This window comes from Kitasatospora sp. NPDC001664, from assembly GCF_053596675.1.
This window is the reverse complement of record NZ_JBSFGS010000041.1, coordinates 23,641-38,559: the sequence shown is the minus strand read 5'-3', so window position 1 is coordinate 38,559 and position 14,919 is coordinate 23,641. Positions and strand designations below refer to the sequence as shown.

The 14,919-nt window shown below is 71.4% G+C and carries 11 protein-coding genes; 5 read left to right on the top strand and 6 right to left on the bottom strand.

The annotated features are described in order from the left end of the window. Positions 1-65 precede the first annotated feature (65 nt). Positions 66-659, top strand: a complete 594-nt coding sequence (locus tag ACWCYY_RS36645; protein WP_449798496.1) for an MBL fold metallo-hydrolase — start codon at positions 66-68, stop codon at positions 657-659. A 57-nt stretch (positions 660-716) separates the two neighbouring features. Here the strand turns inward: ACWCYY_RS36645 and ACWCYY_RS36640 are convergent, their stop codons facing one another. Both ACWCYY_RS36640 and ACWCYY_RS36635 read right to left on the bottom strand, forming a co-directional pair. Continuing rightward, positions 717-1,925 (bottom strand): S8 family serine peptidase, encoded by a 1,209-nt coding sequence (locus ACWCYY_RS36640; protein WP_449798495.1) that lies wholly within the window; start codon positions 1,923-1,925, stop codon positions 717-719. A 324-nt stretch (positions 1,926-2,249) separates the two neighbouring features. Continuing rightward, a complete protein-coding gene (locus ACWCYY_RS36635) occupies positions 2,250-3,131 on the bottom strand; it encodes a hypothetical protein (protein WP_380149567.1) in 882 nt (293 codons plus the stop codon). A 216-nt stretch (positions 3,132-3,347) separates the two neighbouring features. Between ACWCYY_RS36635 and ACWCYY_RS36630 the strand changes: the two genes are divergently transcribed. Continuing rightward, positions 3,348-4,244: an HhH-GPD family protein gene (locus ACWCYY_RS36630; RefSeq protein WP_345289195.1), complete on the top strand. Its 897-nt coding sequence runs from the start codon at positions 3,348-3,350 to the stop codon at positions 4,242-4,244. Between the two features lie 71 nt (positions 4,245-4,315). Here the strand turns inward: ACWCYY_RS36630 and ACWCYY_RS36625 are convergent, their stop codons facing one another. Further along, the gene (locus tag ACWCYY_RS36625; RefSeq protein ID WP_380149568.1) at positions 4,316-5,884 is read right to left on the bottom strand and encodes an MDR family MFS transporter; all 1,569 of its coding nucleotides are present in this window, start codon (positions 5,882-5,884) and stop codon (positions 4,316-4,318) included. 133 nt (positions 5,885-6,017) lie between these two features. Here ACWCYY_RS36625 and ACWCYY_RS36620 point away from each other — a divergent pair, with 133 nt between their 5' ends. Then, positions 6,018-6,632, top strand: a complete 615-nt coding sequence (locus ACWCYY_RS36620; RefSeq protein WP_345289196.1) for a TetR/AcrR family transcriptional regulator — start codon at positions 6,018-6,020, stop codon at positions 6,630-6,632. A gap of 34 nt (positions 6,633-6,666) precedes the next feature. Here the strand turns inward: ACWCYY_RS36620 and ACWCYY_RS36615 are convergent, their stop codons facing one another. After that, complete coding sequence (locus ACWCYY_RS36615) at positions 6,667-7,470, bottom strand: M23 family metallopeptidase (protein ID WP_345289197.1); 804 nt, start codon at positions 7,468-7,470, stop codon at positions 6,667-6,669. Between the two features lie 391 nt (positions 7,471-7,861). On the opposite strand from ACWCYY_RS36615, the gene ACWCYY_RS36610 reads away from it, so the two are divergent. Together ACWCYY_RS36610 and ACWCYY_RS36605 are read left to right on the top strand one after the other, a co-directional pair. After that, complete coding sequence (locus ACWCYY_RS36610; RefSeq protein ID WP_449798494.1) at positions 7,862-8,371, top strand: hypothetical protein; 510 nt, start codon at positions 7,862-7,864, stop codon at positions 8,369-8,371. A gap of 58 nt (positions 8,372-8,429) precedes the next feature. Continuing rightward, a complete protein-coding gene (locus tag ACWCYY_RS36605; RefSeq protein ID WP_449798493.1) occupies positions 8,430-9,548 on the top strand; it encodes a threonine aldolase family protein in 1,119 nt (372 codons plus the stop codon). An 84-nt stretch (positions 9,549-9,632) separates the two neighbouring features. Here ACWCYY_RS36605 and ACWCYY_RS36600 read toward each other — a convergent pair whose 3' ends face one another. Both ACWCYY_RS36600 and ACWCYY_RS36595 read right to left on the bottom strand, forming a co-directional pair. After that, positions 9,633-11,990, bottom strand: coding sequence for an immune inhibitor A domain-containing protein (locus ACWCYY_RS36600; RefSeq protein WP_345289200.1), 2,358 nt, complete (start codon positions 11,988-11,990; stop codon positions 9,633-9,635). Between the two features lie 361 nt (positions 11,991-12,351). Next, positions 12,352-14,865, bottom strand: a complete 2,514-nt coding sequence (locus tag ACWCYY_RS36595) for an ATP-dependent Clp protease ATP-binding subunit (protein ID WP_345289202.1) — start codon at positions 14,863-14,865, stop codon at positions 12,352-12,354. Positions 14,866-14,919 lie beyond the last annotated feature (54 nt).

The window sequence follows — 14,919 nt, the reverse complement described above, 5'->3', positions numbered from 1 at the left end:
AAACCCGCGATCGGTGGCATCACGGCCACTCGTCGGGAAGCCGCAGGTCGGCGAGGCTCTACGGCATGACCACTGACGCACCCGCGGGCCGCAGCGCCTCCTTCACCGTCCTGACCACCGGCTACACCCTCTCCACCGGCCCGGGCGTGGCCGCCACCGTCTCGTACGTGACCGACGGCGGCCGGCACGTGGTGGTGGACCCGGGCATGGTGGCCCACCGCGACCGCATCCTCGGCCCGCTGGCGGAGCTCGGCCTGACGGCGGACCAGGTCACCGACGTGGTGCTGAGCCACCACCACCCGGACAACACCATGAACGTCGGCCTGTTCGGCGAGGCGGCCGTCCACGACCACAAGGCCGAGTACCGGGCCGACCAGTGGACCGACCGGGACGCCGACGGTCACGAACTCACCCCCTCCCTGCGCCTGATCGCGACCCCCGGCCACAGTCCGGAGGACATCACCCTGCTGGCCGGCACCCCGGACGGCGTGGTGGCCTTCGTCGGCGACCTCTGGTGGCGCCCCAACGGCCCGGTCGAGGACCCGGTCTCCCCGGACCAGGCGGTCCTGCGGGCCTCCCGCGAACGCGTGCTGGCCGTCGCCGACCTGATCGTCCCCGGCCACGGCGCCCCCTTCCGGGCCGAGGACGCGCTGCTCTGAGCAGGCCACTGCCCGCCGCGGCCGAGGAGGGCCGGGCGGGCAGCGGGTGAGGCGGCGTCAGCTGGTGACGCGGAGCAGCTTGTTGGGGCTGCCGGTGCCGATGCCGGTGAGGACGTTGGAGGTCGCCGCCGCGAGCAGGGCCGAGGTGACCGCCGCCGGGGTGGCGGTGGTGTGGTACGAGAGGTAGACGGCGGCGGCGCCGGCCACGTGGGGGGTGGCCATCGAGGTGCCGGAGATGGTGTTGGTGGCGGTGTCGCCGGTGCCCCAGGACGAGGTGATGTTGGAGCCGGGGGCGAAGAGGTCGACCCGGGTGCCGTAGTTGGAGAAGCTGGAGCGGGCGTCGGTGTTGGTGGTGGAGCCGACGGTGATGGCGGTCGGGACGCGGGCCGGGGAGTAGTTGTTGGCGTTGGCGTTGGAGTTCCCGGCGGCCACCGCGTAGGTGACGCCGGAGGCGATCGAGGCGGCCACCGCGTTGTCCAGGGTGGTGGAGGGGCTGCCGCCCAGGCTGAGGTTGGCCACGGCGGGCTTGACCGCGTTCTTGGTGACCCACTCGACGCCGGAGACCACCCCGGCGGTGGTGCCGGAGCCGTTGTTGTCGAGCACCCGGACGCCGACCACCTTGGCGGCCTTGGCCACACCGTACTTGGTGCCGGCGATGGTGCCCGCCACGTGGGTGCCGTGGCCGTTGCCGTCCTGGGCGACGGCGTCGTTGTCGACGAAGTCCCAGCCGTTGGCGGCGCGCGGGGCCAGGTCGGTGTGGGTGGTCCGGACGCCGGTGTCGATCACGTACGCGGTGACCCCGGCACCGGCCCGGTCCGGGTAGGTGTAGCTCTGGTTCAGCGGCAGCGCGGCCTGGTCGATCCGGTCCAGGCCCCAGGACGGCGGGTTGGCCTGGGTGGCGGTGACGGTGAAGACCTGGTTCTGCTCGACGCCGGCCACCGACGGGTCGGCGGCCAGGCGGCGGGCCTGAACGGCCGTCAGGCCCTCGACCGCGTAGCCGTTCACGGCCTTGTCCCAGACCTGGGTGATCCGGCCGCCGCGCTGGACGGCCAGGCCCTGGGCCTTGGCCGAGGCGGGCGCCAGGCCGGAGCCGGGCTTGAGGGTCACCAGGTAGCTGCCCGGTATCGCCGAGGGGGAGCCGGCCTGGAGCACCACGCCCTCGGCGGGGGCCGCGAAGGCGGGGGCGGTGACGGCACCGGAGAGGGCCGCGGTGGCGACGGCGGCGGCCAGGACGGCGAGTGCGCGGCGGCGGGGGAGCTGTGCCATGAGAGGGGTCCTCCTCGTCGGTGGTGCGGGGTGAGTGAGGACCAGCCTGCGGGCTTGACGGTGCACCGACGAAGGGGCTTTCCCGTCGTCATGTCCCCGACATGCCACCGTGGTTCGGGGTTGGCCGGAGGCCGGGCGAATGCGCTCCAAGCGGGCCGCCGGACGGGCCGCGGAAGGGCTCCGTTCACGGCGGCGTGACACCGCGGACACACGGCGGCGCCCCGTTCTGGCCGGAACCCGACGGAACGCGACGGAACCCGCCCCCGGGAACGGCGCGAGCCCCGCCGGACCGGGGTCCGACGGGGCTCAACGGAGCGCGAGCGGTCAGTTCTCCAGGCGGATCAGGGCGCGGGCCGAGACCGGGCCGCCGGCCGGGCCGGTCAGGGCGGCCTGCACCAGGTAGCGGCCGAGCGGTGCGGGCGTCGCGTCCGGGGTGGCGCACTGCTGCTTGGAGCGGCCGCGCTCCCAGGTGAAGGTCTCGGTCAGGCCGGTGCCCGCGCCGACCTGCACCCAGGTGTCCTGACGGTCCGTCGGGCAGTCGCCGGAGGACCAGACCCGCTCGTTGGACTCGGCCAGCGTCACGGTGACGGTCGAGGCCAGCCGGCCGAGGTTGACCCGGCACGCGCCGGTGGAGGTGTTGCGCACGGTGAGGGAGAGCCGGGGCTTCTCCTTGGCCTTGTACGTCTCCTGACTGCCCGCCAGCTCCAGCGAGAGCTGTCCGGCCGAGCAGACCTGGAGCGCCATCACCTCGGCGGTGTTCACCGGCAGGGGGCTGCCCGCGCCGCCGGTGCCGCCCGAGCCGCCGCCCGCGCCGCCGCCCGTTGCGCCGCCCGTACCGCCGCTGTCGGCACCGCCGGTGCCGCTGCCGCCGCCCGTGCCGGTGCCGCCGGTGGTCAGGCTGACCTCGCCGCCGCCGGAGCCGGAGACCCCGCCGCTGCCCGAGGAACCGCCCGAGCCACCGGTGCCACTGCCGCCGCCGGGGCGGCTGTCCACGGCCGGGCCGGTCGGCGAGGCACCCGGGGTGATCGACTGCACCGGTGCGGGCTGGGCGGTGCCCTGCTTGCCCGACTTCCCGTCGCCCCCGGATCCGGAGAACAGCCAGAAGACCAGCGCCGACACGACGGCGAGGGCTACGAGCACGACGATCCGCCGGCGCCAGTAGATCGAAGCCGGCAGCGGTCCCACGGGTTGACGCAGAGAAGGCACGGGCAAACTCTACGAGACCCGGAGGACCCGATGGTGCATCAACACCGGTCTGGCGTCGCTTCCTTCACATCATCCGTGTTTTGCTCCGGCCGGGTGAGGCCCCGGGGCCGCCCGGGTGACCCGTCGGCGCGCGCTCCCGCCCGCCGGTCCGGCTGCCGGGCACGGCCACCGGGCCGTTTGTCGGCCCGCCGAGCCCGGTGCGAGGATGGCCGGGCCATGGCTGCCACCACCACTGAGACCTCCGCCCCGCTGCTCCACTCGACCGTGCTCGACTGGTACGCGGCCAACGCCCGCGACCTTCCCTGGCGCACGCCCGAGGCGAGCCCCTGGGCCGTCCTGGTCAGCGAGTTCATGCTCCAGCAGACCCCGGTGAAGCGGGTGCTGCCCGCGTACGCCGCGTGGCTGGAGCGCTGGCCCACCCCCGCCGCGCTGGCCGCCGACGCACCGGGCGAGGCGGTCCGGATGTGGGGCCGGCTCGGCTACCCGCGCCGGGCGCTGCGGCTGCACGCCGCCGCCACCGCGATCACCGAGCAGCACGGCGGTGAGGTGCCCGAGGACCACGCCGCGCTGCTGGCGCTGCCCGGGGTCGGCGAGTACACCGCCGCGGCCGTCGCCTCCTTCGCCTTCAAGCAGCGCCACGTGGTGCTCGACACCAACGTCCGCCGGGTCTTCGCCCGCGCGGTCACCGGCGTCGAGTACCCGGCCCAGGCCACCACCGCGGCCGAGCGCCGCACCGCCACCGCACTGCTGCCCGAGGACACCGCCACGGCGGCGGTCTGGGCGGTCGCGGTGATGGAGCTCGGCGCGCTGGTCTGCACCGCGCGCGGCCCCGAGTGCGGGGCCTGCCCGCTGCGGCGGCGGTGCGCCTGGCAGGCGGCGGGACGCCCGCCGTACGAGGGCCCGGCCCGGCGCGGGCAGACGTACGAGGGGACGGACCGTCAGGTCCGGGGCAAGCTGCTGGCGGTGCTCCGGGAGGCGCACGGCGAGGTCCCGCAGGCCCGGCTGGACGAGGTCTGGCCGGACCACGTGCAGCGGGCCAGGGCGCTGGACGGGCTGGTCGCCGACGGGTTGGTCGAGCCGGTCGCGCAGGGCGTCTACCGGCTGCCGCAGTAGCCCGGTGGCCCGGTACGACGGAGGGCCCGGTCCGTACGGACCGGGCCCTCCGTCTCGCTGACGCGGCGTCACTACTCGGAGAGCACCGGCTCCCCGGCACCGCGCAGCGGCACCTCGCGCAGGAAGACCGAGGCGGCCACCGCGACCAGGCTGATCACCGCGCCCCAGATGAAGACGGTGTGGATGCCGTTGGCCACCGCGTGGTGGAAGGTGTCCTGCACCGGGGCGGGCAGCGCCCGGACGGCCTCCGGGCCGAGCTGGGCGATGTTGCCGTGGCCGCCGCCCTGACTGCCGCCCTGGGCACCGGCGGCGCCGGCCATGGTCGAGGTGACCCGGTCGTTGAAGAGGGCGCCGAACAGGGCCACGCCGAAGGAGCCGCCGATGGTGCGGAACAGGGTGGCGGTGGAGCTGGCCACGCCCATGTCCTTGAGCTCCACGCTGTTCTGCGCGACCAGCATGGTGACCTGCATCAGGAAGCCCATGCCCGCGCCGAGCACGACCATGTAGCAGGACGAGACGAAGCGGTCGGTGTCGGTGGAGAGGGTGGAGAGCAGCAGCGAACCGCCGGCCATCACCGCCGTGCCGATGATCGGGTAGATCCGGTACTTGCCGGTCTTGGTGATGGCCTGGCCGACCACCAGCGAGACCACCAGCATGCCGAACATCATCGGCATCAGCTGGAGGCCGGAGGAGGTGGCCGAGGCGCCCTGCACGTGCTGCTGGTAGAGCGGCAGGAAGGTGACGGCGCCGAACATCGCGAAGCCGACGATGAAGCCGATCAGCGAGACCATGGTGAAGTTGCGGTTGCGGAACAGCTCCAGCGGGAGCATCGGCTCCTCGGCCTTCTGCTCCGCGTAGACGAAGGCGATCAGCGAGGCGACCGCGAGCGCGCCCAGGCCGAGGATCTGCTTCGAGGCCCACTCGTACTCCTGGCCGCCCCAGGTGGTGATGAGGACCAGCGAGGTGATGCCGACGGTGAGCAGTGCCGCGCCCAGGTAGTCGATCTTCGCCTTGGAGCGGACCGAGGGCAGCTTCAGGGTGATCACGATGAAGGCCAGCGCGACCACGCCGAGCGGCAGGTTGATGTAGAAGGTCCAGTGCCAGCTGAGGTGGTCGGTGATGAAGCCGCCGATCAGCGGGCCGCCGACGGTGGCCAGCGCCATCACGGCGGCGAACATGCCCTGGTACTTGCCGCGGTCGCGCGGCGCCACCAGCGCGCCCATGATCGACATGACGCCGACCATCAGACCGCCGGCGCCCAGGCCCTGCACCGCGCGGAAGGCGATCAGCTGGCCCATCGTCTGGGAGAGGCCGGAGAGCGCCGAGCCGAGCAGGAAGATCGCGATCGAGATGACGAAGGTGCCCTTGCGGCCGTAGAGGTCGCCGAGCTTGCCCCAGATCGGGGTGGAGGCGGCGGTCGCCAGGGTGTAGGCGGTCACCACCCAGGAGAGGTGCTCGGCGCCGCCGAGGTCGCCGACGATGGTCGGCATCGCGGTGCCGACGATGAGGTTGTCCAGCATCGCCAGCAGCATGGCGACCACCAGACCGATCATCACCAACCGGATCTCGCGCGGGCTGCGCGGGGTCGGGTCGGCGGCCGCTGCCGGCGGCTCCACGGTCTCGACCTGCTGTTTCGACATGGGTGGGGGCTCCCTGCACTACCGCTGCCGGGGAACTTACTTGCCGCCCGGCTAGTTGACTGACCTGTGGCACGGTAAGGTGTCCGTATCCTGGCGTCAAGCCGATTACTGACGGAGTCGAGGCCGCCCACCGATGAGCACGACGCAGAGCCCGCGCAGCGGCACCAGGGGGCGGATCGTCGAGGTCGCCCTGGAACTGTTCTCGGAGCAGGGGTACCAGGAGACCTCGCTGCGGGAGATCGCCGACCGGCTGGGTGTCACCAAGGCCGCGCTCTACTACCACTTCAAGACCAAGGACGACATCGTCCACGGCATCATCGAGCAGGCCGCGGCGCCGATCGACGAAGTGATCGCCTGGGGCGAGGGGAAGCCCTGGACGCCCGGGCTGCGGGACGAGCTGATCCGCCGCTTCGCGGCCGGCGCCGCCGACCGGGCCCCGCTGCTGCGCTTCTTCCACGAGAACCAGCCGGCCCTGCGGGACTCCTCGGCCGGGCTGGAGTTCAAGGAGCGCATGGTCTCCATGATCAAGCTCGTGCACGGCCCGGAGGCGGGCCCCGAGGACCGGCTCCGGGCGGCGATGGCGCTGTTCTCCTTCCACACCGCGCTCTTCCTGCTCAAGCAGGACCTGGCGGCCGGGCCGGAGGCGGCCTGCGCGACCGGCACGGTGACCAGCCTGGCGCAGGCGACGGAGGCGGCCCTGGTGGTCGCGCTGGAGATCGCCGAACGGATCGAGCCCCCGCGCGCCTGAGCGTCACGGGGGCCCGGTCGGGTCTGCCGGTGCGTCAGAAGCCGACGGCGCCGTGGCCCTTGAGGTACGCGAGCGGGTCGATCACGGCCGCGTAGCGGTTGGCCGAGCGGATCTCGAAGTGCAGGTGCGGACCGGTGGAGTTGCCGGTGGAGCCGGCCTTGCCGATCTGCTGGCCGGCCTTGACGGTCTGACCCGCCTTCACGCCGATCGAGGACAGGTGCGCGTACTCGGCGAACTTGCCGTCGGGCAGCTTCAGCACGACCTCGTTGCCGTACGCGCCGTCCGGGCCGGCCGAGACCACGGTGGCGTCGGCCACCGCGAGCAGCGGGGTGCCGGTGCTCACCGCGAAGTCGGTGCCGGTGTGGTAGCCGGCCGCGTAGCTGGCGTTCTTGCCGCCGTAGGGGTTGCTGATCCGGGCCCCGGGGGCGGGGGAGGTCCAGGACGGGGCGGGGGCCGGCTCGGGCTGCGCGGCGGGGGCCGGCGCCTCGGCCCGGGCCTCCGAGCGGTCGGCGGCGGGGGCGCTGTCGTGGGCCTCCGCCTCGGCCGGGGCCGGGCTCTGGGCGAGGTTGTCCGCGACCGAGACGGCGGCCTGCGCGGAGGCCGAGTGCGGCAGCTCGTAGGTGCCCGGCCGGGTGACCTCGACCGAGGCGTTCTCGTCGGTGTAGGCCGCGGCGGTGAAGAGCGAGGAGCCGGGGGTGGTCGGGTGCACGGTCTGCGCGGCGGCGGTGCCGGGCACCAGCAGCGCGCCGGAGCCGATGGCCAGGGCGCCGGTCCAGAGCGCGACCGTGCGGTGGGTGGTGAGCCAGCTCTTGGCGGCGTGGCGGGCGGACGTCGTCATGGTGGCAGCACCTCGGGGCGGCAGGAACGGATGGGGACCAGTCAGGTCTAAACGGACACCGGTGGCCGCCCCAAACGGTGTGACGTACGACGGCGGGTAGTGCGTCGGCCGGGCCCTTGACGGATCCGCCGGGCCGGACGCGCCGCTGCGGGGCGGTCGCCGCCTACTACCGCCGCTCGTAATCCCGTCCGGCCTGTGACGAGGCCCACCGCCCTACCCCCTCCGGCCGGAGCCCAATCGTGAGGGCGGTCACAGGGCTGACGGAGTCGTGCGGACTTTCCGGGCAAGCCGGACCGATGTGCGGAACTTGTGAACCCGTGTGCGAACCGCGCGATAGCCTCCGCGCACCCAGAGCTTCGGGACATCCCCCGACCGAGCCGGAACAGGTCGCATGAGACACCTCCGCACCGCCCTCCGCACCGCCTTCCTCGCGGTGGCCGTCACCGCCCTCGCCGCCTGCGGGCCGGGCACCGTCACCCCCGCCAAGGCCCCGACGAGCCCGGCCGCCGCCTCCAGCCCGGCCGCCACGCCGACCCCGACGGCCACTCCCTCGCCGACGCCGACGCCGACGCCGACCGTGACGGAGACGCCGACCCAGGCCCCCGCCGCGGTGACCCCGGCCGCCGCCCCGCCGGCCACCACCAAGGCGCCCACCACCAAGGCGGCCACGCCGAAGCCGGCCACCACCGCGCCCGCCGCGCCGAGGACCACCGCGCCCGCCGCGCCGAAGACCACGGCCCCCGCCGCGCAGGTCTGCGAGATCAAGTCCAACGCGGGCAACTGCTACAACGACGGCCAGTTCTGCCGGAAGGCCGACCTCGGGCGCTCCACCCACGACCGCAACGGCGAGTGGATCACCTGCAAGGTGGACGGTTCGGTCTACCGCTGGATCGCCGCCTGACGCCGTGCCCCCGCCGTGAGCCTGTCGCTCCGACCGGTGCTGAGGCAGCATCGTTCGTATGACCGATTCCTCGCTCGCGGCCCTGCGGGACCGCCGCTTCACCGCCTTCCGCCGCTGCGGGCGGCTGCTCTCGGGCAGCCGCCCGCTGTCGCTCCGGGAGCGCATGGCCACCCTGGCCGTCGAGGCCGAGACCGTCGGGGTCGACCTGGACGTCCGCCCCGACATGTACGGCGACGGCGTGGTCCGCGCCCTGGAGCAGCGGGTCGCCGAGCTGCTCGGCAAGCCCGACGCCGCCTTCTTCCCGACCGGCACGATGGCCCAGCAGATCGCCCTGCGGTACTGGGCCGACCGCACCGGCAGCTCCGTGGTGGCCATGCACCCGCTGGCCCACCCCGAGCGCTGGGAGCGCCGCGCCTACCAGCGCCTCACCGGCCTCTCCGCGGTCTGGCCCACCAAGGAGCCCCGGCTGCCCACGGCGGACGAACTCCTGGGCTGCGAGGAGCGGTTCGGCACCCTGATGCTCGAACTCCCGCTCCGCGACGCCGGGTTCGTGCTGCCGAGCTGGGAGGAGCTGACCGCCGCGGTCGGCGCGGTGGAGGGCGTGCGGGTGCACCTGGACGGAGCCCGGCTCTGGGAGTCGGTACCCCATCTGGGCCGCTCGCTGCCGGAGATCGCCGCCCTGGGCGACTCGGTGTACGTCTCCTTCTACAAGACCCTGGAGGGCATCAGCGGCGCCGCGCTGGCCGGGCCCGAGGACTTCGTGCGCGAGGCCAAGGTCTGGCGCCACCGCTACGGCGGCCAGCTCTTCCAGCAGTGGCCGGCGGCGCTGTCGGCACTGGCCGGGCTGGAGCGGGTGCTGCCCGAGCTGCCGGCCTACGTCGCGCACGCGAAGGTGGTGGCCGCCGCACTGGTGCGCGCGCCCGGGGCCAGAGTGGTGCCCGAGGTGCCGCACACCCACCAGTTCCAGCTCTGGCTGCCCTACGGGGCGGGGGAGTTGAACGAGGCCACGGTCCGGCTGGCGGAGGAGCAGGGCGTCGGGCTGTTCGGCCTGTGGATCGACGGGCCGGTGCCGGGCTGCGCGCTGACCGAGGTGACGGTCGCCGCCGAGGCGCTGGAGTGGACGGCCGAGGAGATCGAGGAGGCCCTCGCCGACCTGCTGGCGCTGCTGGGGAAGTGACCGGGCGCGGAAACACTCCGGCCCCGCCGGGACGAATCCCGGCGGGGCCGAAGTCACCTGCTTACCACGTCAGTTGAGCGAAGCTCACTTGCCGGGGCTGACCAGGACCAGGGTCTCGAGCTTGTTCCAGCTCTCGTAGAGGACCGAGATCGCGGTGTTGGTGTTCGGGACCTGGACGGAGGAGAACTGCGTCGAGGCGTCCCAGTACTTGTTCTTCGCGTCGTTGAAGGACGAGACGCCCTTCGAGGACGGGATGGTGGTGAGGACGTCCGCCTTGTGGAGCTTCAGGCCGTCGGTGCGGTCGAAGCCGAAGGTGGAGTCGTAACCCTGCAGACGCGGACGCATGGTGCTGCCGTCGGCCCACTTGAGCGGGGTCGGGTGCGAGTCGACCGGCAGGATGAGACCGGCGCCCGGGTGGTTGGTGACGTTGTTGTCGGTCTGCGACTCGTCCCACAGCCAGATCAGAAGACCGTTCTGGTTGGCGTAGTGGTCGACCCAGTCCGGCTTCACGGCGGAACCGAAGACGTACGGACCGGTCTTCAGCATCTCGTCGTAGGAGACGTACTGACGGTTCTCCACCAGGTAGTGCTGGGCGTAGTCCTTGGAGAACTTGCCGTTGATGCGGGAGAAGCCGTCGGCCTTCCAGCCGTTGTCGCCGTTCTCCACCGTGTCGGAGAAGACCGACGCGCCATCGGCGGTGATGCCGATGTTGTCGAGGGCCAGGCCCTTCTCGTGCACGCCACCGTCGGTGGTGTAGTGGAAGCGGACCTTGACGGCCTTGCCCACGTACGGGTTCAGGTCGTAGGCCAGGTCGCCCCACTGACCGCCCGAGTTGCCGGTCAGACCGGCCTTGTTGCCCGGGTTGAGCGGGATCGCCGTGCCGTTCCAGGTGCCGTTCAGGCCGACCCAGTTGGCGCCGCCGTCGGTCGAGACCTCGGCGTAGGCGTAGTCGTAGTCCTGCTCGATCTCGTACCAGCCCTTGGCCGTCAGCGAGGCCGAGGTCTTGCCGGTGAGGTCGACGTCGCGGGTGAGCGCGACGTTCAGGTCGTCGGCCGAGCCGCTCCACCACTCACCGCTGCCCTGGAAGGGGGTGTTGATCTCGGTGGTGATGGTCTTGCTCGGGAGGTCGACGACCAGGCCCTGCGGGCGCTTGTTGTTGTACTCGGCCGGGCCGAGGAGGTGGGCGGAGAACTTGCCCGCCTTGGCCTTCTCGAAGTCGAACCAGCCCAGCTTGAGCTTGGACCAGGCGTCCAGGTCGGCCGGCTTGTCGCCGATCGAGTCCTTGCCGGTGCCGAGCCAGGAACCGGACGACATCAGCGACCAGAAGCCGACCGAGTTGTCGTTGCCGGAGCCGGTGGTGTCGTAGAGGTCCGGCAGACCGAGGTCGTGGCCGTACTCGTGGGCGAAGACACCGAGGCCACCGTTCTCGGCCTGCATGGTGTAGTCGCCGACCCAGATGCCGGTGTCGCCGGCCTGGGTGCCACCGAGCTTGTTGTTCGCCGGGCCGGTCTGGCCCTGCAGCGCGCCGTAGGCGTACGAGCGGTGGGCCCAGAGCGCGTCGGTGCCCTGGGCACCGCCGCCGGCGGACTGGTCCTCACCGGCGTGCACGATCTGGAAGTGGTCGACGTAACCGTCGGGCTCGTTGAAGTTGCCGTCGTGGTCGAAGTCGTACCGGTCCCACTGGTCGTACTGCGCCAGGGTGGCCTTGATCTGGGCGTCCGTCTGGCCCTTGGCCTTCTGGTCGGCGACCCAGGCGTTGACGCCGTCGCGGATCAGGTCCTGGGCGTTGTTGCAGACGTGCTGGCCGCAGTAGTCCGAGCCGTAACGGGCCTCGTTCCACGGCACCTTGACCCAGTCGGTGACCTGACCGTCGACCGAGTAACGGCCGGAGGACTGGCGCTCGTAGTAGGTCTTGAGCGAGTCCTGGGTCTTGCTGAAGTACATGTCCTGGTAGTGCTGGCGGTTGTAGTCCGCCCGCCAGTCCGTGGAGTTGTCCTTCGTGCGGTCCGGCTGCGGGATCTGGTTCCGCTGCGGGCCCGGGGTGCCACCGTACTTGAGCTTGCCGTCGGGCAGCTTGGTGGTGTTGTCCACCTGGTCGGAGAACTCGACCAGGATGGTGAAGATCTTGTCCGTGCGCTCGCGGGCGAGCTCCACGTACTTGTCGCGGCCGAGCTTGATGCTGGTGCCGCCGTTGTGCTTCTCGATCTTCGCGGTGCCGGCGAGCAGCTGGTCCAGAGCGGCCTTCTGCTCGGCCTCGACCTTGGCGCTCAGCGGACCCTCAAGGTTGTGGTCCACGGACGCGAGCTGCACCGCGTCGGCCGGGTCGTTGCTGACCGGGACGACCGGGGCGGCCGTGGCGGAGGCCGGCAGGAGCCCCGCGCCGAGGGCGGTGATGACCGCCGCGGCCGCGGTCGCCGAGGCAACCTTCTTGGATATGTTCAACGTGGTGACGTCCTCCCCATACCGGCCAAGCTCTTGGCTCCGCCGGTGAACCAATGAAAGACAGGTGGACGTCATTTGATCCAAGCGTGGATGAAAAAGAAAGACCTTGACCATGACATGGTCACGGCGCTATGCTCCGGCGCCCCGATCACCTGATCATGTGTCAAATCCCGGGGCCACCCCGGCTGCTGGGGCCGTCCATCGCGTACGGAGTACCACCGCCACCCGTCGAACGGCGGGGATCGGCGTGCGGTTCATCACAGGAATTGTGACCTGGAGATGAAGCGGCGGGCATAACGAAAGGGCCCCCGCGCCGGTGTTATGACCGGTGCGGGGGCCCTTTCGGAACGTGCAACAAACCTTACTTGGTGAGGTCCGGACCCGCCGTCACGGCGGCCGGGGAGTCGGCCACGGGGGACTTCTCCTCGCCGCGGAAGGTGAACTTCGCTTCCTTGCCCTCGCCCTCGACGCCGACGACCACGATGTGGCCGGCGCGCAGCTCGCCGAAGAGGATCTTCTCGGACAGGTGGTCCTCGATGTCGCGCTGGATGGTGCGGCGCAGCGGACGGGCACCCAGGATCGGGTCGTAACCGCGCTTCGCCAGCAGCTTCTTGGCCTCGACGCTGAGCTCCAGGCCCATGTCGCGGTCCTTGAGGCGGCCGTCCACCTTGTCGATCATCAGGTCGACGATCTGGATGATGTCGTCCTCGGACAGCTGGTGGAACACCACGATGTCGTCGACGCGGTTCAGGAACTCGGGGCGGAAGTGCTGCTTGAGCTCCTCGCCGACCTTCGCCTTCATCCGCTCGTACCCGGTGGTGCTGTCACCCGTGGCCGCGAAGCCGAGGTTGAAGCCCTTGGAGATGTCCCGGGTGCCGAGGTTGGTGGTCATGATGATGACGGTGTTCTTGAAGTCGACCACCCGGCCCTGGGAGTCGGTCAGGCGACCGTCCTCCAGGATCTGCAGCAGCGAGTTGAAGATGTCCGGGTGCGCCTTCTCGACCTCGTCGAAGAGGACCACGGAGAACGGCTTGCGCCGCACCTTCTCGGTGAGCTGGCCGCCCTCCTCGTACCCGACGTAGCCGGGCGGGGAGCCGAACAGCCGCGAGACGGTGTGCTTCTCCGAGAACTCCGACATGTCGAGCGAGATCAGCGCGTCCTCGTCGCCGAACAGGAACTCGGCCAGCGTCTTGGACAGCTCGGTCTTACCGACACCGGACGGGCCGGCGAAGATGAACGAACCGCCGGGACGCTTCGGGTCCTTGAGGCCCGCACGGGTGCGCCGGATCGCCTGGGAGAGCGCCTTGATGGCGTCCTTCTGGCCGATGACGCGCTTGTGCAGCTCGTCCTCCATGCGCAGCAGGCGGGAGGACTCCTCCTCGGTCAGCTTGAAGACCGGGATGCCGGTGGCGGTGGCCAGGACCTCGGCGATGAGCTCCTCGTCCACCTCCGCGACGACGTCCATGTCGCCGGCCTTCCACTCCTTCTCCCGCTTCGCCTTCGCGGTGAGGAGCTGCTTCTCGTCGTCGCGCAGCGAGGCGGCCTTCTCGAAGTCCTGCGCGTCGATCGCGCTCTCCTTCTCCCGGCGCACGTCGGCGATCTTCTCGTCGAACTCGCGCAGGTCCGGCGGCGCGGTCATCCGGCGGATGCGCATCCGGGAGCCGGCCTCGTCGATCAGGTCGATCGCCTTGTCCGGCAGGAAGCGGTCCGAGATGTAGCGGTCGGCCAGGGTCGCGGCGGCGACCAGCGCGGCGTCGGTGATCGACACCCGGTGGTGCGCCTCGTAGCGGTCCCGCAGGCCCTTGAGGATCTCGATGGTGTGCGGCAGCGAGGGCTCGGCGACCTGGATCGGCTGGAAGCGGCGCTCCAGCGCGGCGTCCTTCTCCAGGTGCTTGCGGTACTCGTCCAGCGTGGTGGCACCGATGGTCTGGAGCTCACCGCGGGCCAGCATCGGCTTGAGGATCGACGCGGCGTCGATCGCGCCCTCGGCGGCGCCCGCGCCGACCAGGGTGTGCAGCTCGTCGATGAACAGGATGATGTCGCCGCGGGTGCGGATCTCCTTGAGCACCTTCTTCAGGCGCTCCTCGAAGTCACCGCGGTAGCGGGAGCCCGCGACCAGCGCGCCGAGGTCCAGGGTGTAGAGCTGCTTGTCCTTGAGCGTCTCGGGAACCTCGCCCTTGACGATGGCCTGGGCCAGGCCCTCGACCACGGCGGTCTTGCCGACGCCGGGCTCACCGATCAGCACGGGGTTGTTCTTGGTGCGGCGGGACAGCACCTGCATGACCCGCTCGATCTCCTTCTCGCGCCCGATGACCGGGTCGAGCTTGGCCTCGCGGGCGGCCTGGGTGAGGTTGCGCCCGAACTGGTCCAGGACCAGCGAGGTGGAGGGGGTGCCCTCGGCCGGGCCGCCGGCGGTCGCCGACTCCTTGCCGCCGGACTGGTAACCGGAGAGCAGCTGGATGACCTGCTGGCGCACCCGGTTGAGGTCGGCGCCGAGCTTCACCAGGACCTGGGCGGCGACGCCCTCGCCCTCGCGGATGAGGCCGAGCAGGATGTGCTCGGTGCCGATGTAGTTGTGACCGAGCTGGAGGGCCTCGCGGAGCGAAAGCTCCAGCACCTTCTTCGCCCGCGGGGTGAAGGGGATGTGACCGGACGGGGCCTGCTGGCCCTGGCCGATGATCTCCTCGACCTGCTGGCGGACGGCCTCCAGGGAGATCCCGAGGCTCTCCAGGGCCTTGGCGGCGACGCCCTCGCCCTCGTGGATCAGACCCAGGAGGATGTGCTCGGTGCCGATGTAGTTGTGGTTGAGCATCCGGGCTTCTTCCTGAGCCAGGACGACAACCCGCCGCGCGCGGTCGGTGAACCTCTCGAACATCGTTTATCGCTCCTCAGAGCGGTCGGGCAGTTCGGGGACTGTCCCCGCCCTGTC

Bases quoted from the DNA above. Each gene is read 5' to 3' on its own strand.
- ACWCYY_RS36645 (WP_449798496.1), top strand. From the start codon at position 66: ATGACCACTGACGCACCCGCGGGCCGCAGCGCCTCCTTCACCGTCCTG.
- ACWCYY_RS36640 (WP_449798495.1), bottom strand. From the start codon at position 1,925: ATGGCACAGCTCCCCCGCCGCCGCGCACTCGCCGTCCTGGCCGCCGCC.
- ACWCYY_RS36630 (WP_345289195.1), top strand. From the start codon at position 3,348: ATGGCTGCCACCACCACTGAGACCTCCGCCCCGCTGCTCCACTCGACC.
- ACWCYY_RS36625 (WP_380149568.1), bottom strand. From the start codon at position 5,884: ATGTCGAAACAGCAGGTCGAGACCGTGGAGCCGCCGGCAGCGGCCGCC.
- ACWCYY_RS36620 (WP_345289196.1), top strand. From the start codon at position 6,018: ATGAGCACGACGCAGAGCCCGCGCAGCGGCACCAGGGGGCGGATCGTC.
- ACWCYY_RS36615 (WP_345289197.1), bottom strand. From the start codon at position 7,470: ATGACGACGTCCGCCCGCCACGCCGCCAAGAGCTGGCTCACCACCCAC.
- ACWCYY_RS36610 (WP_449798494.1), top strand. From the start codon at position 7,862: ATGAGACACCTCCGCACCGCCCTCCGCACCGCCTTCCTCGCGGTGGCC.
- ACWCYY_RS36605 (WP_449798493.1), top strand. From the start codon at position 8,430: ATGACCGATTCCTCGCTCGCGGCCCTGCGGGACCGCCGCTTCACCGCC.
- ACWCYY_RS36595 (WP_345289202.1), bottom strand. From the start codon at position 14,865: ATGTTCGAGAGGTTCACCGACCGCGCGCGGCGGGTTGTCGTCCTGGCT.